This window comes from Sphaerimonospora thailandensis (assembly GCF_016863115.1).
GTDB classification, from domain to species: domain Bacteria; phylum Actinomycetota; class Actinomycetes; order Streptosporangiales; family Streptosporangiaceae; genus Sphaerimonospora; species Sphaerimonospora cavernae.
Genome location: NZ_BOOG01000003.1, coordinates 130580 through 156646 on the forward strand (window position 1 = coordinate 130580; position 26067 = coordinate 156646).

The 26067-nt window shown below is 68.0% G+C and carries 24 protein-coding genes; 15 read left to right on the plus strand and 9 right to left on the minus strand.

Annotation, left to right across the window (positions count from 1 at the left end; genetic code table 11):
• Positions 1-15: 15 nt before the first annotated feature.
• Both Mth01_RS01130 and Mth01_RS01135 read right to left on the minus strand, forming a co-directional pair.
• Positions 16-693, minus strand: a complete 678-nt coding sequence (locus Mth01_RS01130; protein ID WP_204009847.1) for a 4'-phosphopantetheinyl transferase family protein — start codon at positions 691-693, stop codon at positions 16-18.
• A gap of 39 nt (positions 694-732) precedes the next feature.
• Positions 733-1548 carry a hypothetical protein gene (locus Mth01_RS01135; protein ID WP_204009851.1) on the minus strand — a complete coding sequence of 272 codons (816 nt, stop codon included), beginning with the start codon at positions 1546-1548 and terminating at the stop codon, positions 733-735.
• Between the two features lie 249 nt (positions 1549-1797).
• Between Mth01_RS01135 and Mth01_RS01140 the strand changes: the two genes are divergently transcribed.
• Complete coding sequence (locus tag Mth01_RS01140) at positions 1798-2427, plus strand: GNAT family N-acetyltransferase (protein WP_239088954.1); 630 nt, start codon at positions 1798-1800, stop codon at positions 2425-2427.
• A gap of 153 nt (positions 2428-2580) precedes the next feature.
• On the opposite strand, the gene Mth01_RS01145 is transcribed toward Mth01_RS01140, so the two are convergent.
• The 3 genes from Mth01_RS01145 to Mth01_RS01155 form a co-directional block, all read right to left on the minus strand.
• Complete coding sequence (locus tag Mth01_RS01145) at positions 2581-3357, minus strand: alpha/beta fold hydrolase (protein ID WP_204009853.1); 777 nt, start codon at positions 3355-3357, stop codon at positions 2581-2583.
• Positions 3358-3388: 31 nt separating this feature from the next.
• Positions 3389-4801: an MFS transporter gene (locus Mth01_RS01150; protein WP_239088956.1), complete on the minus strand. Its 1413-nt coding sequence runs from the start codon at positions 4799-4801 to the stop codon at positions 3389-3391.
• 87 nt (positions 4802-4888) lie between these two features.
• Positions 4889-5869, minus strand: a complete 981-nt coding sequence (locus Mth01_RS01155) for an NADPH:quinone reductase (RefSeq protein ID WP_204009855.1) — start codon at positions 5867-5869, stop codon at positions 4889-4891.
• Positions 5870-6072: 203 nt separating this feature from the next.
• On the opposite strand from Mth01_RS01155, the gene Mth01_RS01160 reads away from it, so the two are divergent.
• From Mth01_RS01160 to Mth01_RS01220, 13 genes are all read left to right on the plus strand, one after another.
• The gene (locus Mth01_RS01160; protein WP_204009856.1) at positions 6073-7233 is read left to right on the plus strand and encodes an acyltransferase family protein; all 1161 of its coding nucleotides are present in this window, start codon (positions 6073-6075) and stop codon (positions 7231-7233) included.
• A 51-nt stretch (positions 7234-7284) separates the two neighbouring features.
• On the plus strand, positions 7285-8142 hold the full coding sequence (locus tag Mth01_RS01165; RefSeq protein WP_204009857.1) for an NAD(P)H-binding protein: 858 nt from the start codon (positions 7285-7287) through the stop codon (positions 8140-8142).
• A gap of 104 nt (positions 8143-8246) precedes the next feature.
• Positions 8247-9449, plus strand: a complete 1203-nt coding sequence (locus Mth01_RS01170) for an IS701 family transposase (RefSeq protein WP_204009859.1) — start codon at positions 8247-8249, stop codon at positions 9447-9449.
• A gap of 992 nt (positions 9450-10441) precedes the next feature.
• Positions 10442-11059: a flavodoxin family protein gene (locus Mth01_RS01175; protein WP_239088966.1), complete on the plus strand. Its 618-nt coding sequence runs from the start codon at positions 10442-10444 to the stop codon at positions 11057-11059.
• Between the two features lie 46 nt (positions 11060-11105).
• Complete coding sequence (locus Mth01_RS01180) at positions 11106-12278, plus strand: 3-deoxy-7-phosphoheptulonate synthase (protein WP_239088968.1); 1173 nt, start codon at positions 11106-11108, stop codon at positions 12276-12278.
• Positions 12279-12330: 52 nt separating this feature from the next.
• The gene (locus tag Mth01_RS01185) at positions 12331-13101 is read left to right on the plus strand and encodes a 2,3-dihydro-2,3-dihydroxybenzoate dehydrogenase (protein WP_204009863.1); all 771 of its coding nucleotides are present in this window, start codon (positions 12331-12333) and stop codon (positions 13099-13101) included.
• 40 nt (positions 13102-13141) lie between these two features.
• Positions 13142-13765 carry an isochorismatase family protein gene (locus Mth01_RS01190; protein WP_204009865.1) on the plus strand — a complete coding sequence of 208 codons (624 nt, stop codon included), beginning with the start codon at positions 13142-13144 and terminating at the stop codon, positions 13763-13765.
• On the plus strand, positions 13762-15660 hold the full coding sequence (locus Mth01_RS01195; RefSeq protein ID WP_204009868.1) for an anthranilate synthase family protein: 1899 nt from the start codon (positions 13762-13764) through the stop codon (positions 15658-15660). The genes Mth01_RS01190 and Mth01_RS01195 overlap by 4 nt, the downstream gene beginning before the upstream one ends.
• Positions 15657-16631: a 3-oxoacyl-ACP synthase III family protein gene (locus Mth01_RS01200; RefSeq protein ID WP_204009871.1), complete on the plus strand. Its 975-nt coding sequence runs from the start codon at positions 15657-15659 to the stop codon at positions 16629-16631. The genes Mth01_RS01195 and Mth01_RS01200 overlap by 4 nt, the downstream gene beginning before the upstream one ends.
• 38 nt (positions 16632-16669) lie before the next feature.
• Positions 16670-17485 carry an arylamine N-acetyltransferase family protein gene (locus Mth01_RS01205; protein ID WP_204009874.1) on the plus strand — a complete coding sequence of 272 codons (816 nt, stop codon included), beginning with the start codon at positions 16670-16672 and terminating at the stop codon, positions 17483-17485.
• Between the two features lie 10 nt (positions 17486-17495).
• Complete coding sequence (locus Mth01_RS01210) at positions 17496-17894, plus strand: YybH family protein (protein WP_239088975.1); 399 nt, start codon at positions 17496-17498, stop codon at positions 17892-17894.
• A gap of 36 nt (positions 17895-17930) precedes the next feature.
• Entirely contained in the window at positions 17931-19028 is a 1098-nt protein-coding gene (locus Mth01_RS01215) for an AMP-binding protein (protein WP_239088978.1), read from the plus strand.
• Positions 19028-20401, plus strand: coding sequence for an aldehyde dehydrogenase family protein (locus tag Mth01_RS01220; protein ID WP_204009876.1), 1374 nt, complete (start codon positions 19028-19030; stop codon positions 20399-20401). Before Mth01_RS01215 ends, Mth01_RS01220 begins: the two co-directional genes overlap by 1 nt.
• A gap of 79 nt (positions 20402-20480) precedes the next feature.
• Here Mth01_RS01220 and Mth01_RS01225 read toward each other — a convergent pair whose 3' ends face one another.
• From Mth01_RS01225 to Mth01_RS01240, 4 genes are all read right to left on the minus strand, one after another.
• The gene (locus Mth01_RS01225; protein ID WP_239088988.1) at positions 20481-21674 is read right to left on the minus strand and encodes an FAD-dependent monooxygenase; all 1194 of its coding nucleotides are present in this window, start codon (positions 21672-21674) and stop codon (positions 20481-20483) included.
• Positions 21674-23272, minus strand: a complete 1599-nt coding sequence (locus Mth01_RS01230) for a class I adenylate-forming enzyme family protein (RefSeq protein WP_204009878.1) — start codon at positions 23270-23272, stop codon at positions 21674-21676. Before Mth01_RS01230 ends, Mth01_RS01225 begins: the two co-directional genes overlap by 1 nt.
• Positions 23273-23298: 26 nt before the next feature.
• Positions 23299-23862, minus strand: a complete 564-nt coding sequence (locus Mth01_RS01235; protein WP_308440762.1) for an SRPBCC family protein — start codon at positions 23860-23862, stop codon at positions 23299-23301.
• 282 nt (positions 23863-24144) lie between these two features.
• Positions 24145-24819 (minus strand): TetR/AcrR family transcriptional regulator, encoded by a 675-nt coding sequence (locus Mth01_RS01240; RefSeq protein ID WP_204009880.1) that lies wholly within the window; start codon positions 24817-24819, stop codon positions 24145-24147.
• Positions 24820-25353: 534 nt separating this feature from the next.
• Here Mth01_RS01240 and Mth01_RS01245 point away from each other — a divergent pair.
• The gene (locus Mth01_RS01245) at positions 25354-25941 is read left to right on the plus strand and encodes a TetR/AcrR family transcriptional regulator (RefSeq protein WP_204009882.1); all 588 of its coding nucleotides are present in this window, start codon (positions 25354-25356) and stop codon (positions 25939-25941) included.
• The last annotated feature ends 126 nt before the right edge of the window (positions 25942-26067 follow it).

Below are 26067 nucleotides of genomic sequence, written 5' to 3' on the forward strand. Positions count from 1 at the left end.
GCGGTCGGCGGCGGATCAGCGGTCCACGTTCGATTCCCGGGAAGGCACCACAATGGCCGTGAGGACCAACCCGTCCTCGGCGAGCCATCGGCCGGAGAATTCGGTAAGCCGTTCGCCCTCCACCTCCGGCCCCGGCACGAGCAGCCGGGCCCGGAAACGCCCATCACTCGGGTCCAGGCCGATCATCGCCTCGCTGAAGTCGAGCCAGCGCCTGGCCAGGGGATACCACGCCTTGTAGACCGACTCCTTGGCGCTGAACAGCAGCCGGTCCCAGGCGACGCCGGGGCGGGTCGCGGAGAGCCGCCGGATCCATGCCCGCTCGGCGGGGAGCGAGATGGTCTCCAGCACCCCCTCCGGCAGCGGACCGTTCGGCTCGGCGTCGATTCCGAGGGTCGTGACCTCGCCCGCCCGCCCCAGGACGGCGGCCCGGTAGCCCGAGCAGTGGGTGATGCTGCCGATCACGCCCTCCGGCCAGATCGGCTCGCCACGCGGGCCGCGCGTGATCGGCGAGGGGGGTAGCCCGAGCTTCTCCATGGCCTGGCGCGCACACGCCCGGGCCGTTGTGTACTCCTCTCGGCGCTTGGCGACGGCGTTGGCGATCTCGGCCCGCTCCCCGGGGAAAAGCACCACACCGGTCAGCTCAGCGCGAGTGTCGACCGCGACCACGTCCGGTCCGACGATCTTCTCCATCATGGTGAGTCCCCAGCGTCCGACGCCCGCCTTCTGGGCCGCTCAGCCGACGTTCTCGGCCACGGTTACCGCGATCTTGGCCGCGGTGTCCTCGGTGACGCCGCCCGAGGACATGACGAGCGCCGTGACACCGCCCTTGGTCACGACACAGACCGCCGACGCGTTGGTGTCTCTGACACACTGGGCACCGCCGACGTTCTTCGGCTCCGCTCCATCACCGGTGCCGCTCAGCAGCGCCGAGCCGGTCATCTCGAAGACCTCTCCCCTGCCCGCGATGGCCATGGCGAACGCGCCGCTGTCGTCCGTCGTGTAGCAGTACGAGCCGATCTTTCCGGATTCCGTGATGCCGTCGAACGCGCTTCCTCCGAGGCTGCACGCGAACCCGGTCACACCTCCGCTCATGAGCGTGAGCCCGTCGATCTGCTGCGGCAGCTTGTCCGCTCCGGGCGAGCCCTGCTCCGCGGCCTCGTTGACCTTGTTGGCCACGAACAGGCCTCCCACGACGACCGCACCGATGCCCAGGACCGCGATGATCCCGACCACCACCAGCGCGATCAGACAGCCCTTCGGCATGCCGCTCTTCCGAGGTGCCGGGGGTGGTCCCCAGCCGGGCTGACCGGGCTGGCCCGCCTGTGCTCCCCAGTTGGGCTGGCCCGGCTGGGGAGCCCAGGTCGGCTGGCCGGGCTGCGGACCCCAGCCGGGCTGGGGCGGAGGGGGATAACCGGGCTGCGGGCCCCAGCCGGGCTGCGGATTCGCGGCAGGCTGGGGATTCGCAGCAGGCTGACCGGGCTGCGGACCCCACGTGGGCGGCTGGCCGCTGTTCGGGCCGTCCGCGGGACCCATCGGTTGCTCGTTCATATTTCTCGCTCCGCCCGCTGCTCCCGGGGAAGCTCGAATGCCGCCCCCTGAATAAGGAAAGCGTAAGGTAAAGTAGCCCCCAAGTGCGGCCTTGTCGATATTGCCCGCACGACCCGCCGCGGCGGCGTTTCCCGGCGCGGGGGCCGCGGCGCGGGTGACACCCGCTGAGACACCTGTCAGGTGCCGGGGCTCGTCACGGAGATCGGAACGTTCCCGGCGAACGTACCGAACGGCGCTAATGTTCTGTCCGTGATCCAGGGCGACAGGGCCGGGGGAAGCCCCGAAACCGCGGCGGAACTCGAGGCGTTCTTCGCCGATGAGCGGACGGAGCGATCCCGGGTGGTCCTGCGCCCGATCACGTATCGGGACCGGGACGAGTTCCTCGGCCTGGTCCGGGCCAGCGTGGACCTGCACCATCCGTGGATGTCGCTGCCCGCCACGCCGGAGGAGTTCCGGTCCTACGTGGACCGGTTCGATCACGTGACCGGCCAGGGCCTGCTGATCTGCGTCCGCGAGACCGGGGCGATGGCGGGCGTCGTCAACATCAATTCCATCATCCGCGGGCGGTTGCAGTCCGCTTCTGTCGGCTATGCCGCCTTCGCCCCTTTCGCGGGCCGGGGTTACCTGTCCGAAGGCCTCTCCCTGGTGCTGCGGTACGCGTTCCAGCGGTTGCGGCTGCACCGGCTGGAAGCACAGATCCAGCCGGGCAACCACGCCTCCATCACGCTGGTCCGGCGCCTCGGCTTCCGCTACGAGGGCTGCTCACCGGAGTTGCTGTTCATCAACGGCGCCTGGCGCGACCACGAGCGATGGGCCATCACCACGAGCATGGTCGGCGACGGACCATGGCCTCCCCACCCCACACTGCCCCTCCACTGAGGCGACCTGCTACGCCGTTCGGCACGACGCGTACGACCCCGCCCGGCAGAGCCACGGCGACGGACCCAGGGGAAGGCATCGATACATCGATAGGGGGTGCCGTGGCCGCGACGCCCTGCCGGCCGGAGCCGCCGGTGACTTCAGTTGAGAGTGTTAGGGCTTGTCGATGAACTCCTGGACCAGCGCCACGAACTCGGCGGGCTTCTCGTAGACGACCACGTGACCGCTGTCGAGCTCGGCGTAGGTGCTGCCCTGGAGGGCCGCGTGGATTTCGCGGGAGTGCTCCACCGGCACCGTGTGGTCCAGCGCGCAGCCGATCACCAGAGTCTGAGCCTGGATCTCCGGAAGCAGGTCGCGGATGTCGGCGCGGAGGTTGAGGTCGATGTGCCGCAGGGCACCATCGGTCGGTTGGTTGCCCCGCACGATGTTCTCGACCTCCTCACTGCCGATCATGTTGAGGAAGCCCCGGCTGAACGCGGTGAGGGTGCCGAAGCGGCCGAACGCCTCGGGGTCACCGGCCATGCTTCGCCAAACGGTCATCAGGTTCTTGAGGTACTCGTCGTCGGGGCGGGCCCAGCCGGCGGTGAGGATCAGGCGCCGGACCAGGTCGGGACGGGTGGCCGCCACCGCGGCGGACACCACCGATCCCAGGGAGAAGCCGAGCAGGTCGACCGGCGCCTTCCCGGATCCCTCGATGACACCTGCCACCTGTTCGGCCAGCGTCTCGATGGTGAGCCGGCCTCCGTCGTCCTCGGTCTCGCCGCAGCCGGAGTAGTCGGGCAGGATCACCGTCCGGCCGGTGAACTGGTCGACGAGGTGGCCGAATGTGCCGTCGGAGCCGAAGCCTGTGCCGTGGACAAGCACCAGCCCGGGGCCTTCCCCGTGCACCGTGTAGTGGACACGGGTGTTACCGACAAGCTGAACAGGCATGGGGTCTCTCCTGTCTGAAGAAGGGGTTGACTTATAACGATTGCCCGACACCGTGTAGTTTACCTTCTGGGGTGTCCTGTGCAGCGGTAATTTTCGGGATCCGGAAGTTCAGGGCCACCAAGATGAGGGCGAGGATCCCGGCGCTGGCGACGAGCACCGCGGTGCGCAGGCCGTCAGCGGTAGCCGAGCGCAGCGCCTCGCCGGTGAGGCCGCTCGTACCCGAGTTGGCGACCGCGACCAGCACGGCCAGGCCCAGCGCGCTGCCGAACTGCTGGCCTGTCGAGACGACACCGGACGCGATGCCCTGCTCCTCGGCCACGACGCCGGTCGCGGCGGCGGCGAACATTGTGCTGAAGATGACGCCCTGGCATACGCTCAACACAATGAAGCCGGGAAGGATCTCGCCGTACGTCCCGTCCGTCGACATTACCGCTCCCACCGCCGCGGTGCTGATCGCCCCCACCACGTAGGCGACCACCATCGTGCGCCGGGTGCCGAAGCGGGTGGCCAGCCTCCCGCCCAGCATCGAGCCGACGAAACCGGCGGTCATGGGGGCGAGAAAGGCGATCCCGGTGGCCATGGCGCTGTAGCCTTGCACGTTCTGGAAATAGACGGTCAAGAAGTACAGCAGCGTGCCGAATGTCGCCATGAACAGGAACGTGGTGACGACACCGGTGCTCATGTTGCGGTTGCGTAACAGCCGCAGCGGCATGAGCGGGTCCTGACTACGCGACTCGATGACCAGGAACAGAGCGATCAGCAGCAGCCCCGCCAGGCCGCTGATCAGGACGAGCGGTGACGTCCAGCCGAGCTCCGGGCCCTGGACCAGGGTGAAGACCAGCAGGGTCGCACCGAGGGTGGCGGTCACCGCTCCCGGGAGGTCGAAGGAGCGGGCCGTGCCACGCTCTCCGTCTGGGGCGATCAGCACGAAGGCGAGGGCCACGGCACCGCCGGCTAGCGGCACATTGACGAAGAACACTGCTTCCCAACCGAAGGCGTGGGTCAGGGCGCCGCCGAGCAGCGAGCCGAGGATCATGCCGCTGGCGCCCGCCGCGGCCCAGATCGACAGCGCGTGGTTGCGCTGTCGCCCCTCGGCGAACGTGGTGTTGACCAGGGACAGGGTGGCGGGAAAGAGGAACGCGCCGCCCAGCCCCTGGACCGCGCGGGCCGCGACCAGCAGGCCGGGAGTCGTGGCCAGCCCACCCACGAGGGACGACAGTGCGTACAGCAGGAGGCCGAGAACGAACATCCTGCGGCGCCCGAACAGGTCGGCTGCCCTCCCACCGAAGAGCAGCACTCCGCCGAAGGCCACCGCATAGGCGCTGACGACCCACTGGAGGGTCTGGCCCGAGAAGCCCAGACCGTCACCGATCTCCGGCAACGCCACGTACACGATGTTGTAGTCGACGGAGACGATCAGTTGGGCGAACGCAAGCAGAGCCAAGGTGAGCCCTGATCTCCGCGGCCGCCGTATTGGGACGGCCGTGTTAGCAGGGGTCGAGGACATGGCAGACCTTCCGTTGATAGCGGGCTACAAGTCGGTGCGAAGGACGACGCGGCGGCCGTGCAACTCACCTCGTTCCAGACGCAGGTGCGCTTCGGCGGCGGCACTCAGGGGAAGCTGCTCAAGTGCCCGGGGGCGAAGCCCCCCAGCCCGGAGCAGGTGATTGAGGGTGGTGGCCGCCTCGGCCAGCTCGGCGGCGGTGGCGCGAGAGATCACAAAGCCGACCACCGAGCAATCCTTCATGTAAAGCCGGCCGACGGGCAGAACGGGCTTGGATCGCGCCCCGGCGAGCAGGACGATCCGGCCCCTCGGGGCGAGCAGGTCGACGGCGGCGGCGAGGTCGTTGACTCCCGATGTGTCCACCCAGAGGTCCACGCCCCCCGGGCAGGCGGCACGGACCTGCTCGGCGAGCCCGGCATCCCGGTAATCGATCACCACGTCGGCGCCCAACTCTCCGCAATATGCGCCATCGTGCGCGGCGGCGGTGGCGATGACACAGGCACCGGCTTGGGCGGCCAGGACGACCGACGCGCTGCCGACGTTCCCGGCGGCGCCGCCAACGAGCACGGTTTCGCCCATCCGGAGCCGTCCGTGGGTGAACAGGGCAAGGTACGCGGTGGCCGCCGGGTGCACCATCGCGACGGCCTCGGCCGCGTCCACCCCCGCGGGCAGGTGATAGAGCCGGTCGGCGGGCACCACGGCCTGTTCCGCGGCGGCGCCCTGGCGCCCCCCGTGTCCGAGGCTGTTGCACCACACCATGTCTCCGGGCGCGAATCCCGGCGCTCCCGGCCCTGCTTCCACCACCGTGCCGACCAGGTCACGTCCAATGACGAAGGGGAACTCCATCGGCACCTGGAACAGGCCGGAGCGCACGAAAGTGTCGACCGGGTTGACCGACACGGCTACGACGTCGACCAGGACGTCGGTCGGCCCCGGCCGAGGTGTCGGCACTTCGCCGTAGCGGATGGTTTCCGGTGGACCCAACTGCTCGATGAACGCCGCACGCATGCCGCCAACGTTACACTAATCAGTGTTTATTTGGCCATACACCGTGTAGTGTATTTGAAGGCCCCTTCTTGATCAGTCGTCAGACATATCGCCCTCTCGCCCTCGTTTCGGCTAGTCCCTACCCATTCGCTGCGGCCCCACACAACGTCTCCACTTCATACTGAATGGACACTGTGATGACGCATGAACCTCTTATCGCCCAAATGTCCCGTTTAGCGGACACCAAGGCGAAGACCGACACCCACAAAGGCGCTGCCCGTCTGAGCAGGCTTCCCACCCTCACAGGCCTGCGCTTCCCCGCTGCGCTGCTGGTGTTCCTCTACCACGCGGCACTCCCCATTCCCGCCCTCCGCTTGCTCGAAGAGCAGGACGCGGTCACCGGCTTCTACAAACTGGCCGGCCAGGCCGGCGGCCTCGGCGTTTCGTTCTTCTTTGTCCTCAGTGGGTTCGTGCTGACCTGGTCGGCCCGTGCCGACGACTCGCCGAAGGCGTTCATCCGCCGCCGCTTCGTCAAGATCTATCCGAACTACGTGATCGCCTGGGTGCTGGCGATGGTGCTCTTCGCCGCCGCTTACACCCCCGACTGGATGGCACTCACCAACCTGCTGATGCTCCAGGTCTGGGTGCCTGAGTTCAACCTGAACTTCAGTGTCGATCCGCCCAGCTGGTCTCTGGGGGCTGAGGCGTTCTTCTACGCGGCATTCCCCCTGGTCCTCCACTTCTGCCGGCGGATCCGCCCGGGCCGGCTCAAGTACTGGATCGGTGGCGTGATCGCTGGAATCTTCGCCACGCCGCTCCTGGCATACGCGCTGCTCCCTCAGGCGCCCGGCATCCCCGGCGGCGAGAAGAGCTCCGTTGTCCAGTACTGGTTCACCTACGTCCTCCCGCCTGTCCGGATGCTGGACTTCGTGCTCGGCGTCCTCGTCGCGCTGGCGGTCATGAACGGGCGGTGGCGAAACATCGGGATGGTCTGGTCGGGCCTGCTACTGGTCGTCACGTACATCCTGACCGCATACGTCCCCTACCTGTACGGGCAGCGCGCGGTGTGCATCATCCCGATCGTCTTCATGATCGCTGCTGGGGCCGTCGCGGACACGAAGGATCGGTTCACGATCTTCCGCAACCCGGTGATGGTCTGGCTCGGCGACATCTCGTTCGCCTTCTACCTGCTGCACTTCATCGTGCTCGCCTACTGCCGGAAGCTGCTCGGAAGCACGAGCTTCTCCGTCCCCGCCACAGTCGGTCTGCTGGCAGCCTCGCTCGCTGTCACCGTGCTCCTCTCATGGGCGATGTACGCCCTGGTGGAGCGGCCGATCACGCGGCGCTGGTCGCGCCCGCGCCGGGCACAGGCCACCGCCACCTGACCTCAGATCTCCGGAAGCACATCTTCACCAACGACGATCGAGGAGACACCCATGCCTTCTTCGGAAAATATCCTGGTCACCGGCGCGACCGGCCAAGTCGGCCGGGCTGTGCTCGACGAACTGCGGTCCATCGGAGCACCTGTCCGAGCCGGTGCGCGCACTCCCGGCAAGCTGTCGGTTTCAGGCGATGTCGAGGTGGTGCCAGCCGACCTCACCGAACCCGCGACGCTCTCCGCCGCGCTTGAGGGCGTGGACAAGGTCTTCCTGTACGCGGTGCCCCAGGGCGTCTTCGATTTCCTGTCCGCCGCCCAGGTGGCGGGGGTGAAGCACATCGTGGTGCTGTCGTCCCAGACGGTGGTCGACAACTTTCCCGCACAGGAACCGATAGTCGAGATGCACAGGGTCGTCGAGAAGGCGGTCGTCGACTCAGCGATTCCGTACACCTTCCTGCGACCGCACAACTTCGCCACGAACATCCTCATGTGGGGCTGGGGCGAGAGCATCCGCGAAACGGGGAGGCTGCGCTTCCCCTACCCCGATTCGCACAGCGATGCCGTCCACGAGAAGGACATCGCCGAGGTGGCGGCCAAGGTGCTCACCGAACCGGGTCACGAAGGCCGCAGCTACTTCGTGAGCGGCCCCGAGTCGATCACTCAGCGCCGGCAACTGGAAGTCATCGCAGAGGTCACCGGCAGGCCGCTGCGGTTCGACGAGCTCACCCCCGAGCAGGCTCACACCGAGTTAGCCCCCTACGTGCCCGAATGGGTGCGGGCGGCGGTGTTCGGCTACTGGGCCGCGTCGAACGGCGTGCCGACGGACCTGTCCGACGACGTCAAGAAGATCACTGGCCACCCCGCCCGCTCCTTCGCGGAATGGGTCGCCGATCACATCGAGGAATTCACGCCCTGAGTACAGGGACGCCCGCGATCTCCCGAGGTTCCCGGTAGATCGCGGGCGCAGGCCAACCGGCTCCTGGTGCACGACCATTCCGGCCGCTATACACAGGAGGGTTCATGACCGACCTCGCTCTGGATTTCAATCCGGCCGCCACGGGAGACAAGGTGCTCGCCCGTGAAGCGGCCCAGGAGATGTTGCTCACCGAACTCCGTCCAGTCCTGTTCGCCTCACTCCCGCGAATCGATCAACGGCAGAAAGGAGTGCAGTACATCCGCGGGCTGCTGAGCGCACGGGGACGCAAGACGATACGGAACATCGCGACGATCGTGGGCGGGCAGGGCACAGAACAGAGCCTGCACCACTTCATCAACAGTTCTCCGTGGGACTGGCGGCTGGTCCGGCAGTCCCTGGCCCGCCACTTCGCCCGTTTCTCCCTGCCACGGGCCTGGGTGGTGCGGTCGATTATCATCCCCAAGGCGGGCGAGCACTCCGTCGGCGTGGGACGTTGTTTCGTTCCTTCGCTCGGTCAGATGCTGAGCGCGCAGCGCGCGATCGGCGTGTACGCCGCGTCGGACACCGTCACCTACCCCGTCAACTGGCACCTCTATCTGACTGAGGACTGGACGAACGATGACTCGCGGCGGCGCAGGGCCTCAATCCCCGAAGAGGTGACGGCGGAGTCGCTGGAAGCCTGTGTGGTGCGCGCCTGCGCGGAGCTTCCCTCCCGATGCGGCCTGCCGATCCGGCCCGTGGTGATCGACGGCCGTGGTGCCGACGTGCCGGGTCTCGTCGAGAAACTGCGTGCCGCCGGGCTGCCCCTGCTGATCCGGATCAACGGCACGGAACCGCTTATGCCGTCTGGTCCGAAAAAGGCCAGGGTACGGGACTGCCTGCGCAAGGCGTTTCACGTCATATCGTCCGCAAGCCACCTGCGCCGTCCGGTGGCGTCTCCCGAGTACGGCTGTGAGGGAAAGGCCGGGCCACGTCTGGCGGCGATGGTTCCGGTCCGGATGGCAGGCTATCCGGACCGTCTCAGGGGACAGGGCGACGAAGAGTTCAGGCTCCTGGGAGTGGGCGACATCGCGGGCAAGTGGCCTGAGGAGTTGTGGGTCACCGACATGACGAACGCCCGGTCGGCGACCCTGCTCAGGCTGAGCCGGTTGCTCGACCAAGTGGAGCGAGACTTCACGTCCATATCGGAGCCGGTCGGTGTCAAGGACTTCACCGGCCGTTCGTATCCCGGCTGGCACCGGCACATCACCCTGGCCTCGGCCGCGCACGCCATCGCGGCCCTTACTCGTCCCCTCGCGGAGACCTGACCCTCGTGTCGCACCGTGAGTGTCGTTTCGTAGTGCTCATAGGCCGGCGCGGTCCCGAGGCGAAGAACATCGCGAACCGAGAACTCTTCGAGCCGGTGTTCTACGGGCTCCGCGACGGCCACATCCGCCGATTGGACCAGCACCGGACCACGCACCCAGCACCCGCCCGTCCTGCCGCGGGCAGTGCCGCATGAGACGCCCCGGCCGGCGATCGGCGCGAGGTCGCTCGCAGGTCTGCTCCCCGCCACCCGGGTGCGGCGTGAGCGACGCCTCTGATTGACCCCGCCGGTCGCCTGTGAAACGCCCCATGCCACCCGCCCCACACGGGCGGGACCTACCGCGAAGGGATGACCCCGGCCGACAGGCCTGCCACCCGCCGAGCTGCTGATGGGGGGACCACAACCCGACAACCACACACCCGGTCCCGGCGATGACCAAGTCTGCGCCGACTTTCGGGACCCGCGTCAAGGTCGTACGTCCTCGGCTCCGCCTCCGGGCGCTCCACCTTGACCCAGGCCCCTCGTCGGCATGCTCGAACATCGAACCGGAACCACCAAAAAACGGATACAGGACAGGCCAAACCCTACTTGACTAGCCCCGCCCCTTCAGGGATGACCTGCGATGAAAACTGTGCGGGTCACCCTCCCCGGCAACCCGCATCGCGTTTCCGGCAGTGCCGCATCTTTCGGATTCGCTGCCTTTCTGCCGGTTCTTCGTATGCCCGTCAGACACAAAGGGCACGTGTCATGGTGCGAACACACGCCTTGCGCGGTAGGAATGACATAGCAGAGGGCGGTCGACCGGTTACGGAAAGGCATTGTTTCGGTAACGACCATAACCAGGCCCGCCGACGGTACCGAATGACAGTGCGGATCTACGGCGATCTGACAGATCACCGCTGAATTGACAAAGTGTTGCCGGATCTATTGGCCCGGCTCCGGGGCGCCAACAGAATCGACTTGCACTAGAAATCCGCCCTACTGGAGCGCGCTGTGACAAATGTCGCCGTCATCTACTACTCGACCACGGGAAATGTGCACCGGTTGGCCGGGGCGGCCGCCGCGGCAGCGGAGAAGGTGGGGGCCTCGGTGCGTCTCCGCCGGATTCCTGTACCCGGCGAGGAGGTTCACGTCCCCGGCACCGAGGATGCCGCCGCCGCGCATCGACTCACCACCGGGCACATCGAGGAGGTGGCACTGGAGGATTTGGAGTGGGCCGACGGCATTCTCATCGGCACTCCGGTTCGCTTCGGGCTTCCCGCAGCGGCCGTCGCGCGGTTCATTGACACCACCGCCGGGCTCTCGATTCCCGGAAAGCTACGCAACAAAGCCGTTTCGGCCTTCACCTCCGGGTCAGCTCCGCACGGAGGGCAGGAGACCGCGATCCTCGCCCTGCACAACGCCTTCTGCCACTGGGGGTCGCTAATCGTTCCGAACGGTTCGACCGACCCCGTCTTGTTCAGGCCCGGCAACGGCAATCCCTACGGCAGCGCCAACGTCTCGCGAAATCGCCCGGGCAACGTCCACGAGGACAATGTGGCCGCGGTCGGGTACCAGGCTCGCCGACTTACCGAGATCGCCGGGGTGCTCCCCGCGCTGGCGCCTGCCTGACATCGGATCGATGAACAATCCCGCACTCTCATCTGGAGGACGCTTCGTGAGCGATGCTCTGCCCGGCATACTCTCGCCGCCGGCTCGGCAGCAACCGGACTGGGCCGACGATGGTCGGTTGCGAAGGGTCAGGGAGGAACTGGCGGTCAGGCCACCCCTGGTCCGTCCGCACGATGTCCGGCGGCTGAAGACCTTGCTGGCCCGGGTCGCCAGGGGTGAGGCCCAGGTGGTGCAGGCCGGGGACTGCTCAGAGGACCCGGCCGAGTGCACAGCCGGCTACCTGGCACGTAAAGCCGGCCTGCTCGACGTGCTCGCGGGCGTGATGAAGATGGCCGCCTGCATGCCGGTGCTGCGGGTCGGCCGGATCGCCGGGCAGTTCGCCAAACCCCGTTCACGCCCCATTGAGTGCGTGAACGGCGTAGAACTACCCGTGTACCGCGGTCACATGGTCAACGGCCCCGAACCCGACCCGGCCGTGCGCCGGCCGGACCCCGAGCGGCTGCTGTCGGGGTACGATGCGGCACGGACCGCCATGCGCCACCTGAACTGGCTGGGCGCTGAAAGGGACACCCAGATCTGCCCGCCCCTGTGGACCAGCCACGAGGCGCTGCTGCTGGACTACGAGCTGCCCATGGTGCGGCCGGACGAGCACGGCCGTCCGGTTCTGACCTCCACCCATTGGCCGTGGGTAGGCGAACGGACGCGGCAGGTGGAGGGCGCTCACGTGGCGCTACTCGCGCGGATCGGCAACCCGGTGGCGTGCAAGGTCGGCCCCACCGCGGAACCCGCCGACCTACTGGCGCTGTGCGAGGCCCTCGACCCCCTGCGGGAACCCGGCCGGCTCACCTTCATCGCCCGGATGGGGGCCGACGCCGTCGCTGACCGGCTCCCGCCGCTGGTGCGGGCGGTGCGAAACTCGGGACACCCCGTCATCTGGTTGTGCGACCCGATGCACGGCAACACCGTGACCACGGGCGACGGCCTCAAGACCAGACTGGTACGGAGCGTCGTCTGTGAGATCAGCGGATTCCGCCGTGCCGTCCACATGGCCGGCGGGATCGCCGGGGGCCTACACCTGGAGACCACCCCCGACGACGTCACCGAATGCGTCATCGATGCCTCGGGCCTCGGATCCGTCGGAGACAAGTACACCACCCTCTGCGACCCGCGGCTCAACCCGGCCCAAGCCGTCTCCATCGTCTCGGCCTGGCAGGGGTGACCCGGACGGGGCGGCATCGCGGCCAGAGACATGCATGGGATAGGAGGACCTGATGGAGGACAAGGTCGCAGTGGTCACCGGGGCGGCGGGCGGCATCGGCGCCGCCGTGGTCCGGGAGCTTGCCCGCCGCGGCACCGTGGTGGCCGCCGTCGACAGGGCGGCCGAGCCGCTGCGGGAGATCGCGGACAAGCTTGCCGCGGGCGGTCTGCGGGTCGAGGCCTTCCCCGCCGACATCTCCGATCGGTCAGCCGTCGACGCCGTGGTCGACACCGTCGAACGGCGGCTGGGACCGGTGGAGTTCCTGGTCAACGGCGCGGGGGTGCTGCGGCTCGGCGAGCTGCGCGACCTCGACGACCGGGATTGGGCGGACACCTTCGCGGTGAACGCGCATGGCGTCTTCTTCGTGTCACGGACCGTCGCGAGCCGTATGATGTCCCGCCGCCGGGGCGCGATCGTGACCGTCGCGTCCAACGCCGCGTACACCCCGCGCGCTGGCATGGGCGCGTACGGCGCTTCCAAGGCGGCCGCAGTCATGATCACCAAGACGCTGGGGCTGGAGGTCGCCCGGCATGGGATCCGCTGCAATGTGGTGGCGCCCGGTTCGACCGACACGCCCATGCTTCGCGGGATGTGGCGTGACGAGGCGGATCGAGCGGGAACGCTGGAGGGGCGGCCGGAGGCCTTCCGCGTGGGTATCCCTCTGGGCCGGATCGCCCAGCCCGAGAACATCGCCGACGCCGTCACCTTTCTCCTTTCCGACGACGCGTCCCATATCACCCTGCACACCCTCACCGTCGACGGAGGCGCCACCCTCGGTCAGTGACAGGGCATCGCTCTTCGTACACGCCAAACGGAGGAAGCATATGGCGGGTATTCCCACGATCACACCGTATCCGCTGCCGGGCGCGGGCAACCTGCCCGGCAACACCGTCGCGTGGGCGGTCGATCCCGCCCGCGCTGTGCTGCTCATCCACGACATGCAGCGCTACTTCCTGCGACCGTTGCCCGCGATGCTGCGCGACGATCTGGTACGCGGCGTCGTCCAGGTGCGAGAACGTTGCGCGGCCCTGGGCGTGCCGGTGGCCTACACGGCCCAGCCGGGTGACATGACCGACGAGGAACGGGGGCTGCTCAAGGATTTCTGGGGCCCGGGAATGCGCCGACTCCCGGTGGAGCAGCAGATCATTGCGGAGTTGGCTCCCGAGCCCGGCGACTGGATGCTCACCAAGTGGCGTTACAGCGCTTTCTTCCGTACCGACCTGCTGGACCGGATGCGTGCCGTCGGCCGTGACCAGCTGATCCTCTGCGGTGTCTACGCGCACGTCGGCGTGCTGATGACCGCGGTCGACGCGTTCAGCCACGACATCGAGACCTTCCTGGTCGGCGATGCGGTCGCCGACTTCTCGGCCGAACATCACCAATTCGCCCTGAGATACGCCGCGGCCCGCTGCGCCGCCGTCCTGCTCTCCAAGGAGGTGCTGGCTTGAGGACCGACCCGCTGGACGCGCTGCTGGCTCCGGATCCTCCCCCGTTCGCCCTGATCCACCGGTCCGCGAGACGCGGGATCGTCGACATCCTCGTCGGCGAGATCTCCCTGCCGGGCACACTGGCGGAGATTCCCCTGCCGGAGCCGGACACCGCCCCCGGCGCCGCCGTGCACGACGTCCTGGTGCTTGTGCCGTACCGGCAGCTCGCCGAGCGGGGCCTGCGCTGCCCCGACGACGGGACGCCGCTGATCGCGATGACCGTCACGGGCCAGTGCGAGCTGCCGGTCGCCGAGGTTGTCCGGCGGATCCCCGACGTGCCGATCAACCTGTCAGGAGAACGCTTCGAGCCCGGCGACGACGCGTACGCCGAGACAGTCCGCCAGGTCGTCGCGAACGAGATCGGCACCGGCGAAGGGGCGAACTTCGTCATCAAGCGTGCCTTCACCGCCACGCTGTCCGGCCCAGCGCTCGCCCAGAGCCTGGCGTTGTTCCGGAAGTTGCTCGAACGGGAGTCGGGCACCTACTGGACCTTCATCGTGCACACCGGCACCCGGACCCTCGTCGGGGCCACCCCGGAGCGTCACATCAGCCTGCGGGATGGCGTCGCCGTGATGAACCCCATCAGCGGCACCTACGGCTACCCCCCCTCCGGACCGTCGCTCTCCGGCGTCATGGACTTCCTCGCCGACCGCAAGGAAGCCGAGGAGCTCTACATGGTCCTCGACGAGGAGTTGAAGATGATGGCCCGGGTGTGCGATACCGGAGGCCGGGTGCGGGGCCCGTACCTCAAGGAGATGGCCCGGCTGGCGCATACCGAGTACGTCATCGAAGGCCGGAGCGCCCATGACCCGCGCGACATCCTGCGGGAGACGATGTTCGCGCCGACCGTCACCGGCAGTCCGCTGGAGAGCGCCTGCCGCGTCATCGACCGGTACGAGCCGGAGGGCCGCGGCTACTACAGCGGTGTAGTGGCGCTCATCGGACGGGACGGGGCGGGCCGGCGGACCATGGACTCCGCCATCGTCATCCGTACTGCGGACATCGATGCCGCCGGCCGACTGCGGATCGGACTCGGCGCCACGCTCGTACGTCACTCCCGGCCCGCCTCTGAGGTCGACGAGACGCGGGCGAAGGCGTCGGGGCTGCTGTCGGCACTGCGCGGCGACGGCTCCGGCCGTTTCGGGGACCACCCCCTGGTCCGTGCCGCGCTGGATCGGCGCAACGAGACCCTGGCCGGCTTCTGGCTGACTCCCCAGGAAGAGCGAGCCCAGCTGTGGCCCGCGTTAACGGGCCGGAGCGTGCTGATCATCGACGCCGAGGACACGTTCACCGAGATGATCGCGCACCAGCTCCGTGCCCTGGGGCCGACGGTGGCCGTTCGCCGATTCGACGAGTCGTACGCCCTCGACGGGTACGATCTGGTGATCATGGGGCCCGGGCCCGGCGATCCACGCCGGATCGGTGATCCCAAGATCGCTCATCTGCGCGCGACGGTGCGACGGCTGCTCACCGGTCAGCACTCCTTCGCGGCCGTGTGCCTGAGCCACCAGGTGCTATGCGCGGAGCTCGGGTTGGAGCTGATCCGCCGGGACGCGCCGGCGCAGGGGCTGCAGCGGGAGATCGACCTCTTCGGGGTCCGGGAGCGGGTCGGCTTCTACAACACCTTCGCCGCCCGCAATCCGGAGGACAAGATCGAGTGCTCGGGCGTGGGCGTGGTGGAGCTCAGCCGGGATCCGGGCACCGGCGAGGTACACGCGCTGCGCGGCCCGCGTTTCGTCTCGCTGCAGTTCCACGCCGAGTCCGTGCTCACCCAGGGCGGCGAGCGAATCCTCGGCACGCTTCTGACGGACGTTCTGGCGGGTTCCGCGAGCGCCGCAGCGGGGGGTGAGCGTTGAGCATCCTGGCCACCGGGGGGTACTGGCCGGACCGTGTGGTCGTCAACGATGAGATCTGCGAGGCGGCCGGGGTCACCGCGGAATGGATCCGGGAGAGGACCGGGATTCGCGAGCGGCGCTGGGCCAAACCGGACCAAGCCACCTCTGACCTGGCCGCCATGGCCGGACGCGCCGCGCTCGCAGCCGCCGGGCTCTCGGCCGTCGATCTTTCGCTGATCATCGTGGCGACGTCCACACCGGACTCGCCGCAGCCGCCGACGGCTTGCGTGGTCGCCGACGAGTTGGGCGCCGGAACGGGCGCGGCCGCCTTCGACATCAACGCCGTGTGCAGCGGCTTCGTCTTCGCACTGAGCGTGGCCGAACGCATGCTGGCCGGTTCGGACTCGATGTATGTGCTCGTCATCGGCGCGGACATGTACTCGCGCATCCTGAACCCCGCCGACCGACGCACGGTGGTGCTGTTCGGGGACGGCGCCGGCGCGGTGGTCTTGGGACCGGCCCGTGGCCGGCGGCGCCTGGTCGCGAGCCGGCTCATCACGTTCGGCTCCGAGCGCGACCTGATCAAGGTACGGGCGGGCGGCAGCCGGCTCCCGGCCTCCGCGGACACCGTGGAGCTCGGCCTGCACTACTTCACGATGAACGGCCGGGCGGTACGTGATTTCGTCGCCGAGCACGTGCCCGCGGCCATCCGGGCCTTCCTCTCCGACCAGGGTCTGTCGGTGGCGGACATCGCGCACTTCGTGCCGCATCAGGCCAACGGCCGGATGCTCGCCGACCTCGCCCGGAGGGTGGGCATCCCGGACCGGCGCATGGGGACCACTTACGAGGATCTCGGGAACACCGGGGCGGCCTCGGTGCCCATCACGCTCCACCACCTCGCGCAATCCGGCGCGCTCGGCTCGGGTGACCTGGTCCTCCTGGCGGGCTTCGGCGGAGGCATGTCTCTTGGGCTGGGGTTGCTGCGCTGGTGACCGGCCGACATCAGAAAAGACGACAGGAGCAGACATACATGGATCACGTAACCAGTGACGTCCCGGTAGCGGCATACCTGGAACGAATAGGCGCGACCCGCCCCGATCGGCCGGACCTCACGTCCCTGCGGCACCTCCAGGAACAGCACGTTCTCTCGGTGCCGTTCGAGAACCTCGACTACCACCTGGACCAGCCGATCTTCATGGACGAGCGGGTCCTCGGCAAGATCGTGCACCGGCACCGGGGCGGCGGCTGCTACGAGGTGAACCCCGCGTTCGCGTTCCTGCTGCGTGCGCTGGGATACGAGGTGGAGATCCTCCCAGGTCGGGTGTACCGGCCCGGCGGCGTCCTGGGACCCGCCCTGTGCCACTTGGCGCTGCGCGTCGAACTCGCGGAGACCTGGTTGGTCGACGTAGGATTCGGCCGGAACAGCCGGCTTCCGCTGCGCTGGGACTCCCGCGATGCACAGCGTGATCCCGACGGGGAATACCAGTTGCGGGACGCCGAGGACGGCGGCATCGACGTGTACCTCGACAGCAGGCCGCTGTACCGGCTGGACACCCGTCCCTGTCGTCTGGAGGACTTCGAGCCCACCCTGTGGTGGTGGCGGACCTCGCCGCAGTCCCCGTTCCTCCGGGAGGTGTTCTGCACACTGCGCACCGAGACCGGTCGCATCACGCTGAAGGGCAACACGCTGACCTTCGTGAACGGCGAAGAGCGCACCACCGAGGAACTGTCCGACGACGAAGCGGTGCTCGCGGCCTATCGGAAGTACTTCGGCTTCAACCTCGACAGCCCTCCCCCGCGGCCGGAGCCAGGAAACCGCGAGGTCGCGGGCCCCCAACTGGGGTGAGGTCCGCGCCGTGACCGAGGCCCCCCTGCCCCCCGCCGACCCGAAGCGGCTCCCGCTCGTGTTCGCCGGTGCCTTCAACTCCGGTGACCTGGCCGCCGTGGACAGCCTCTTCGAACCCGAGGCGGTGTTCATCACCGAGCCGGGTACGACCGTCACCGGTGACGCCCGCCGCCGGGCCAACGCGGAGTTCCTCCGGCTCGGCGTGCCGATCAAGCTGACCGTACGGCACTCCTACGTCTGCCAGGATCTCGCACTGCTGATCTGCGACTACCTCATCGAGGGCATCGGACCCGACGGAGAACCGGTGCACCTGGCGGGCTCGGCGACCGATGTCGCCCGCCGCGGGCCGGACGGCCGCTGGCGGTACGTGATCGACAACCCGTCTGGAACAGACCGACCGCGCCACTGAGCCGGCTCGACGCAGAAAATCACCGGAAGGACAACCGTGTCATTTGCCGAATCCCCGCTGGAGGTGCCCTTCGGGGCCGCTATCGACCCCGAGGAGTTCCTGCGTGCCACCATGCACTGGCACTTCTCACCCGAGACCGGCTCCGCCTTCTGGCTGGAGCGCGCCGGAAGCCTCGGCTTCGACCCGCGTACCGACGTTCGAACCTTCGACGACCTCACGCTGTTCCCCAACTTCGCCGACGAGCTGCGGCAGGTCCGAATAGAGGACGTGATTCCCCGCGGCTACGGCCCGTGCCCAGATGTCGTCGGCGTATACGAGAGCGGCGGCACCACCGGCGAGCCCAAACGGGTAGTGCTGCTGCGGGACTGGCTGGATCGGCTGCTGCACTGGAGCAGCGCCCAACTGGACGCCCACGGCTTTCCGCGGGACGTCAACTGGCTGGTGGTGGTGCCCACGGGTCCGCACATGGTCGGGGACGTCATCAAGGCGCAGGCCGTGTCGCGCGGCGGTCTCCCGTTCACCGTCGATCTCGATCCGCGGTGGGTGAAGAGGCTCATCGCAGACGGCAAGGCGGCCGAGGCGGGGATGTACGCCGACCACATCATCGAGCAGGTTGCCTATCTTCTGGAGTCCCAGGACATCGGTGTGCTGATGTGCACCCCGCCGGTACTGGAACGGATCGCCGCCCGCGACGACCTCGCCCGGCTGGTGAACAAGAAGGTTCGGGCCATCAACTGGGTGGGCACGCAGATGGACGCCGACACCCGTTTCCTCTACCGCAGCGAGATCTTCCCGAATGCCGTGCTGTACAGCGGCTACGGCAGCACCATGATCCTGGGTAACGCCAGCGAGCGGGTCGGCCTCACCGACGACGACCCATGCGTCTACGACCCGTTCTCGCCGTACATGAGCTTGAGCGTCGTCGACCCAGAGACCGGCAAGCCCGTGCCGTACGGCGAACGCGGCCAGGTGGTGATGCACCACGTCAGTAAGGCCATGTTCCTGCCCAACAACCTGGAGCGGGACCTGGCCACGCGCGTCGAGCCGCCGGCCGGTCAGGTCGGGGACTCCGTGGCGGACATCGCGCCGGTGGCGGAGTTCAAGAGCGAGAAGGTCATCGAGGGGGTCTACTGATGGGGCGCGGCCTGATCTCCCTGGAGGCGCTGGGCGCCCACGGGACGTTCCGAGCACGGAACCGGATGGCTGTCTCCGACGTCTCCGGGACGCCAGTAGCCGAACTGAGCCTGGTCCCCAGGCTGTACGTGACCCGCTCGATGGCGGCCATGCACCGGGCGCACACCCTGCCGCTCGCTGAGCGGATCGCCGCACTGACCCGCGCCGCCCGCCTCTTCACCGAGGGCGTGATCGGCGGGCTCACATTCAACGAGTACGAGCGCGTCGTCAGCCGGGTCTCCGGCGTACCGATCGGCGTGGTCCGGGAGGCCGCGGCCGCCGTCGCCGATTCGGCGAAGCAGGCCGGCTCGACGGCCTTCGAGGCGCGGCCCGCCGGGGCCGTCGGCGACTGGCGGGATCCGCTCACTCGCGAGGGCCGAGCCGTGTGGACCCGGCGCGGCGACGTCTTCGCGGTGCACGCGGCCGGCAACCATCCGGGCCCGCACGGCCTCTGGCTGGAGGCCCTGGCGCTCGGCTACCGAGTGGCGGTCCGCCCCTCCCGCCGCGAGCCTTTCACACCGCACAGACTGATCACCGCGCTGCGCGCAGCGGGCTTCGGCGAAGACCATGTCGCGCTGCTGCCGACCGATCACGACGCCGCCGACGAGCTGCTGCGCCGGAGCGATCTGGGGATGGTCTACGGAGGCGACGAGGTCGTTCGCAAGTACGCCGGAACCAACGTGCTGCCCCAAGGACCCGGACGATCCAAGATCTTGATCACCCGCGACCGCGACTGGCGCGACCATCTCGACACGATCGTCGGCTCGATCGGCGACCAGGGCGGCGTTGCCTGCATCAACGCCACGGCGGTCTTCGTGGAGGGCGACCCCGCGCCCGTCGCGGAGGCCATCGCCGAGCGGCTGGCCGACCTGCCCAGCCTGCCACCCGAGGACGAGAAGGCGGTACTGCCGGTCCAGCCGGCGGAGTCGGCGCGCGCCATCGAGGCGTTCGTGCTCGGCCGGGCGGCGGGGCTCCGGGCCTGGCTGGGCGACGAGGGCCTGGTGGAGGAGCTCGGCGACGGCAGCGCGGTCCTGCGCCCTGCCGTTTACCAGCTCGATCGCCCCGACGCCGAGCAGGCCGGCATCGAGGTTCCCTTCCCCTGCGTGTGGGTGGCTCCCTGGTCGCGCGCCAACGGGATCGCGCCGCTGCGCGGCACCCTGGTGCTCACGGCGATCACCGGGGACGACGAGCTGGTCGACCGGCTGCTCGACGAGCCGACCATCAGCAATGTCTACCACGGTGACCACCCCACGTATTGGATCAGACCGGGAGTGCCGCACGACGGCTACCTCGGCGAGTTCCTGATGCGGACCAAAACCGTCATCCGGGACTGACCGCGGGCGGCCAGGCATGACGTTCCGGGCCCGGTGGCTGAGCCACCGGGCCCGGAACCGTCTCGGACTGCGACACCCGTCAGGGAATACCCTCTGCTTCCCTGAAGTGCCGGGCACCGTGCATCCAGGCCACGAAGTCGTGCAGCTGAGTCGTCGAGAGCGAGGACAGCATCACGTTCCGAGCGACGGCCTCCTCACCGGCGGGGTGCCAGAGCTTGGTGCTCTCGCGGGCGAGAAGCGTGATGCGAGCGGTGCGCTCACACCGTTCGGCGTTGTACTTCTCGAACCGCTGGGGAAACTCGTCCACCCCGCACAAGAGCAGGTCGCCGAGGACGACAGCGTCCTCCAGCGCCTGGCACGCGCCCTGCGCGGCGTAGTGCAGCATCGGGTGGGCCGCGTCTCCGAGCAGTGTCACCCTGCCGTCGGTCCAGTCGCGTACCGGGTCCCGATCGATGAGCACCCACGTCTTCCAGCCGTCGCCCAGTTCGAGGAGTTCGTGCGGGGCGTCACCGAGAACGGCGAACTCACGGCGCACATCCTCCCGGGTCACCGGTACGCCCGCCAGCGCTTCGGTCGCGCCGTTGTCGCTGCTCGCGGCGAGGTTGAGATACGTGCCCCCGCCGATCGGATAGTGCACGAAGTGGCAGCCGGGGCCCGCCCACCACGTCACAGAGGTGTTCCACCGCAGCCGCTCGGGGACCCGCTCCATCGGGATGATCGCTCGATACACCGTGATACCCGACACCCGCGGTGCACCATCGCCCACGAGCTGCCGCCGGATCGCCGAATGGATGCCGTCGGCGCCGATCACGGCATCGCCCGTCATTCGAGCACCATCCTCCAGCAGGACGGTCGCGCTTCGGACGTCCTGCTCGTACCCGGTGACGGTACTGCCAGCGCGCAGGTCGATCGCCGGCGATCGCTGACAGGCCTCCAGGAGCAGGGCGTGCAACTCCGCGCGATGCACGACGACATAGGGGTTGCCGAAGCGCCGTCGATACTCCTCGGTGAGGGTGAGGCTCGTCACGTGCTCCTCGGTGACCCCGTCCATGAAGCGGAGCTCGGCCATGCGGACCGCGATGCGGCGGACCTCCTCGCCCAGGCCGAGTCGGTCCAGGGCCGCGATGCCGTTTGCGGCGAGTTGGATGCCCGCGCCGATCTCAGCGAAGCGGGCGGCGCGTTCGAGGACGACGACCCCGTGGCCCCGCGCGGCGGCGGAGAGAGCCATGGCGAGACCGCCGATGCCCCCACCCACAATGATGATCTTCGGCATCACTCACTCTCCGGGGATCGTCCGGCCGGCCGCACATGGTCGCCGGTGGCCAGCATGCGGGCCAGCTCAAGACGCCTGATCTTGGTGGTGGCGGTCTGCGGCAGCTCGTCGAGCCGCATGTGGACGGGATCGGCCATGGGGGGAAGATCCGCGGTGGCGGCCCGCCACGCCGCCGGATCGACGAGTTTGTCGTCTCTGGTGCACACGATTGGCACCGGCTCGCCATCCGGGGCGGGGATGATGACGACCTCGGTGAGATCCTCCAGCCGACTGAAGAGCCGGTCCTCCACGGCCAGAGTGCTGCCGAAACCCTCGATCAGGTCCACCTCGCGGTCGAGCAGGTGCACGCAGCCCCATTTGGTGCGGTAGCCGAGGTCGCCCATCCGCCACCAGCCGTCGTGGACCTGCTCGTCGTAGCGGGCCTGCTCACCGAAATAGGTCACGATCCTGCCGTCGGTGTTCACTTCGATGTACCCAGGACTTCGTTCGGAGGGTGGGCGGCCGTCCCGGCTCACCACGCGGACGTCGGTCATGCCCGGGAACGGCATGCCGATACACCGCCCGTCGGCACCGGGGCTACGCCGTCTGGAGAACGATCGCGCCACCACCGGCCCGACCTCGCTCTGCCCGTAGAGCTGGCCCCAGACGGGAGAACGCCGGCGCGAGGCACTCAGCATCCGGCGCACGGTCCTTGGGTGGATGGCGTCGAACGTGCTGCTGAAGAGCTTGACGTTGGCCAGGGGGCCGCGTGGATCATCGGCGATCCGCTCCCACTGCATGAACGTGTTGGGATGGGCCTCCAGGATCCCGGGGCGCAGCCTCGCGAACAGGTCGGCCGCGTGGTCTGGGTCCGAGTCGATCAGGACGATGATCGGGAATCCTCGAAACAGAGAGATCGCCAGCGCGGTGAACATCCGCGAGTGCACGAAGGAGAGGTGCATGGCGATGGTCTCCCGGCCGCGGATGATCGGCCTGATCACGGCCGCCTGCGGCCGGTAGCGGGCCTGCAACGTGCGTTCCGTGTGCACTGCCAGCTTCGGGATACCCGTGGTCCCGGACGTGTGGGTGATCAGTATGGGTTCGTCCGGGGGGCGCGGGATGGAAGGGACCCGCCGCATCTCGGACAGCGATCGCAGTCCCACCGCGTGCGGGTGGTTACCGGAGGTCAGCAGCACCCGCTCGCTGACGGAGAAGATCGACTCCGTCAGCTCCTTGTCGAGCGTGGCCTGGTCGGTGACCAGGTACGGATGATCCGTGCGCCGCATCAGCTCGATCGCGGTCTCGCCGTCCAGTTTCGGGGACAGCAGCACAGGAACCGCGCCGGCACGTGCGGCGGCACAGGAGAGAAGCGTGATGTCGAAGCCATTCGACTTGTAGACGACCACCCGCTGACCAGGACGGACTCCGGCTGCCCGCAGCCGGGACGCGTACTCGTCCACCACGTCGGCGACCTCGGCGACGGTCGTCCGGCGTCCGAGTTCCGGCGCGATGTCCAGGTCATGATCCAGAATCAGCACGTTGGCGGGGTGTTTCGCCGCGGCCCGTTCGAACAGAGTGCCCAGCCCGAAGCCCCGGTTTCCGATCCGTTGGAGTAACATCTCTCGTCCCCTTCGGCGTGGGCCGCTCAGTCCTCCTCGATAACACGCTTGATGCGCGCTACGGTGACCTCCATATCGCGCTGAACTTTCTCGCCCCACTCGAAGAAGAAATTCGTCTTCTCCGCGACGTCCATCTGAGCGGTGATCTCCCGGATCCCCTCAGTGGGTTCGGTCATAAGGAAGTGGTGGACCAGAACGCTCTCGTCGCCGACCTGCTCGACACCGAAGCCCCACACACTCTCCTGGCGCTCTCCAGAACGGCTGCACATCGCCCAGCAGAACGTGCGGTCCGGCTCGGCCTCGACCACTTCGCAGGTAGTGATCCAGTGACCGCGAACGACAGGTGCCCAGGCGACGACGTCGGAGCCGCGCTCGTTGTGACCGCGGAACACCGCGCCCGCGGTCCCCGGTTCCCCGGAAATCCATTCGCCACCCCGGCACTCCGGACTCCATTCACCGCTCCGCCGTAAGTCGCTGATGACGGCGTAGACCTCTTTCGGCCGAGCCGAAATCCGAATCTCCGCGCGGGCCTGGAAGAGCGGCTTTCGGCCGCCAGTGGATTGATTCATAAAAGAATCCTGACAGGGCATCCTGGCCGCGGGCAAAACATGCTCGACAGGTTCGTCAAGTCGGCGACTGTCCGGCGAGAACCCCTTAGCGAAACCAGTGGACGCTTGCGCGCGAGCCGGGAATCGCGAAACATGTCGGGCGCCCGGTGGGAGTCTCGCCGTCCGGCTCCCGCAGAACCGAACGTGACCCTCTCCCCTATCCGGCTCCCGTCCCAGATCGGCTGTCGGTGACGTGACCGGCGGGCAGCACCGTACTGATGATGACCTCGCCCGCGCGGTGGCCTCGCGAAAGCCTGCCGTCTGTCAGCGGTACGGCAGGTAGAGGCAGAGGAACGCCCGGACCCCGTTGCGCACGAGCTCGTCCGGGCCGTCGATCGGTATCGCCCCATAGAACGTCGGCTGGGCGACGCTGATGAAGGTCACCAGGTTGAACAGGTTCGCGGCAACTGCGGTGTCGTCGATCCGCAGCAGACCACGCGAGGTCAGGTCGCCCATCCACCAGGTGAGGATGCGGAGTGTTTCCCTCGGCCCGGCCTCCATCCACGCCTCCAGCACCGCGGGGCGGATGTGGGTGGCCTCGGCCTCGATCACCCGGACGAGCGCCCAGTGGCTGGCGAACCTTTCCAGTGAAGCCACCCGTTCGAGCGAGAAGTCGATGAGGTCCCGTTCGATGTCGACGATTTTGTGCAGGTGGCGGTCGGCGATAGCCGCCTGCGCCTGGGCGACCTGCGTGGCACCTTCCAGGATCACCGTCTGGAACAGGTGTTCCTTGTGGGTGAAGTGGTTGTAGATAGTGCGCTTGGACACGTTCGCCTCGGCCGCGATGGCGTCGACGCTGGTCCGGGTGAAGCCTTCGCGCCCGAATACCGTGCGCGCCGCCTGGATGATGGCACGGCGCTTCTCTGGCAATCCTCCACGACGAGTGCCTGTGCGCGGAAGATCTTCCTGACTGGAAGAGAAATTCATCAGACTTTCCATCGATTACACTACGTCGTATAGTTTACACTCCGATAGCCTGGCTGGGAACGAGGAAAGACCCATCATGCCGTCATGAACGTGCCGGCACAACGAACGCGCTGCACGCCACCTCCCCGATGGGGTCTACCTGAGCCCGGAAAGCGGCCGGTAGCGCAGCAGCGTGATTCCGGCTTCCGGAACATCGCAGAAGACCGGCTCGACACACGTGGCAGAGTCCGTGGCCGCTGCGGTAACCGGAACCAGAGCTCGTTGCCCTGGGTCACCACCGGCCGCGGCACCGTCGTCCGCACGGTGGTCTACGGAGCCTCACTCATAAACCGGCCGAGCTCCGCTTCGAGACTCTGCACGCTCACTTCCCTCCAATCACTAGTTGAGCAAGCGCTTGGTGCGGTACGCTAACACCTCGAACAGAGCCCCGACAAGTGGCCCCCCTGATACCGAAAGGCCGAGGTGACGGTCTGGTCCGAGGGACCTGGGCTCGGTCAAGCAATCGTCGACGAACCACATGAAGTGGCAGCAGCCATGGAGGACGCCTTGAGCCCGACGCCAGAACGGCGCGAGAAGATCCTCGCCATCTCGGCAGAACTGTTCGCCGCCAAGGGGATCGCGGCCACCACGGTGCGCGACATCGGCGAAGCCGCCGGAGTGTTCTCCGGCAGCCTCTACCACCACTTCAAATCGAAGAACGCCATCGTCACCGAAATCCTGGGCGACCTCATGAACGATGTTCACCGTCGGTTCGCCCGGGTGGCCGAGCACACCCGGACACCCCGGGAGACCCTGCAGGGCCTGATCCGGGAGACACTGGTGACCATCGACCAGCATCCCCACGCAACGGCGATCTACCAGAACGACCGGCAGTACCTGCGCGACAACGGCCTCCTCGAACCGGTCGACAGCGCTTCCCGCGGAGTCCGGGACTACTGGATGACAGCGATCAGGGCCGGCATCGCGGACGGAAGCCTCCGCGACGACATCCCCGCGGAGATCTTCTACCGATCCGTCCGCGACTCCCTATGGGCGACGATGCACTGGCCCATTCGCCGTGGCTATTCCACGCCCGAGTTCGCGGACCTGCTCGCCAAGCTGTTCTTCGAGGGATTCGCCGCACGTCGCGACTGAGCGGGGCAGGCCAGGGCGCGACCACCACCGGAGAGAACGGAGTGTGCTCGGATGGGTGCGCCGATCGGATACATCCGGCTCTCGCCGGTACGGTCGCCCGGTGCCGCCCCCCCCCCCCCCCCCGGG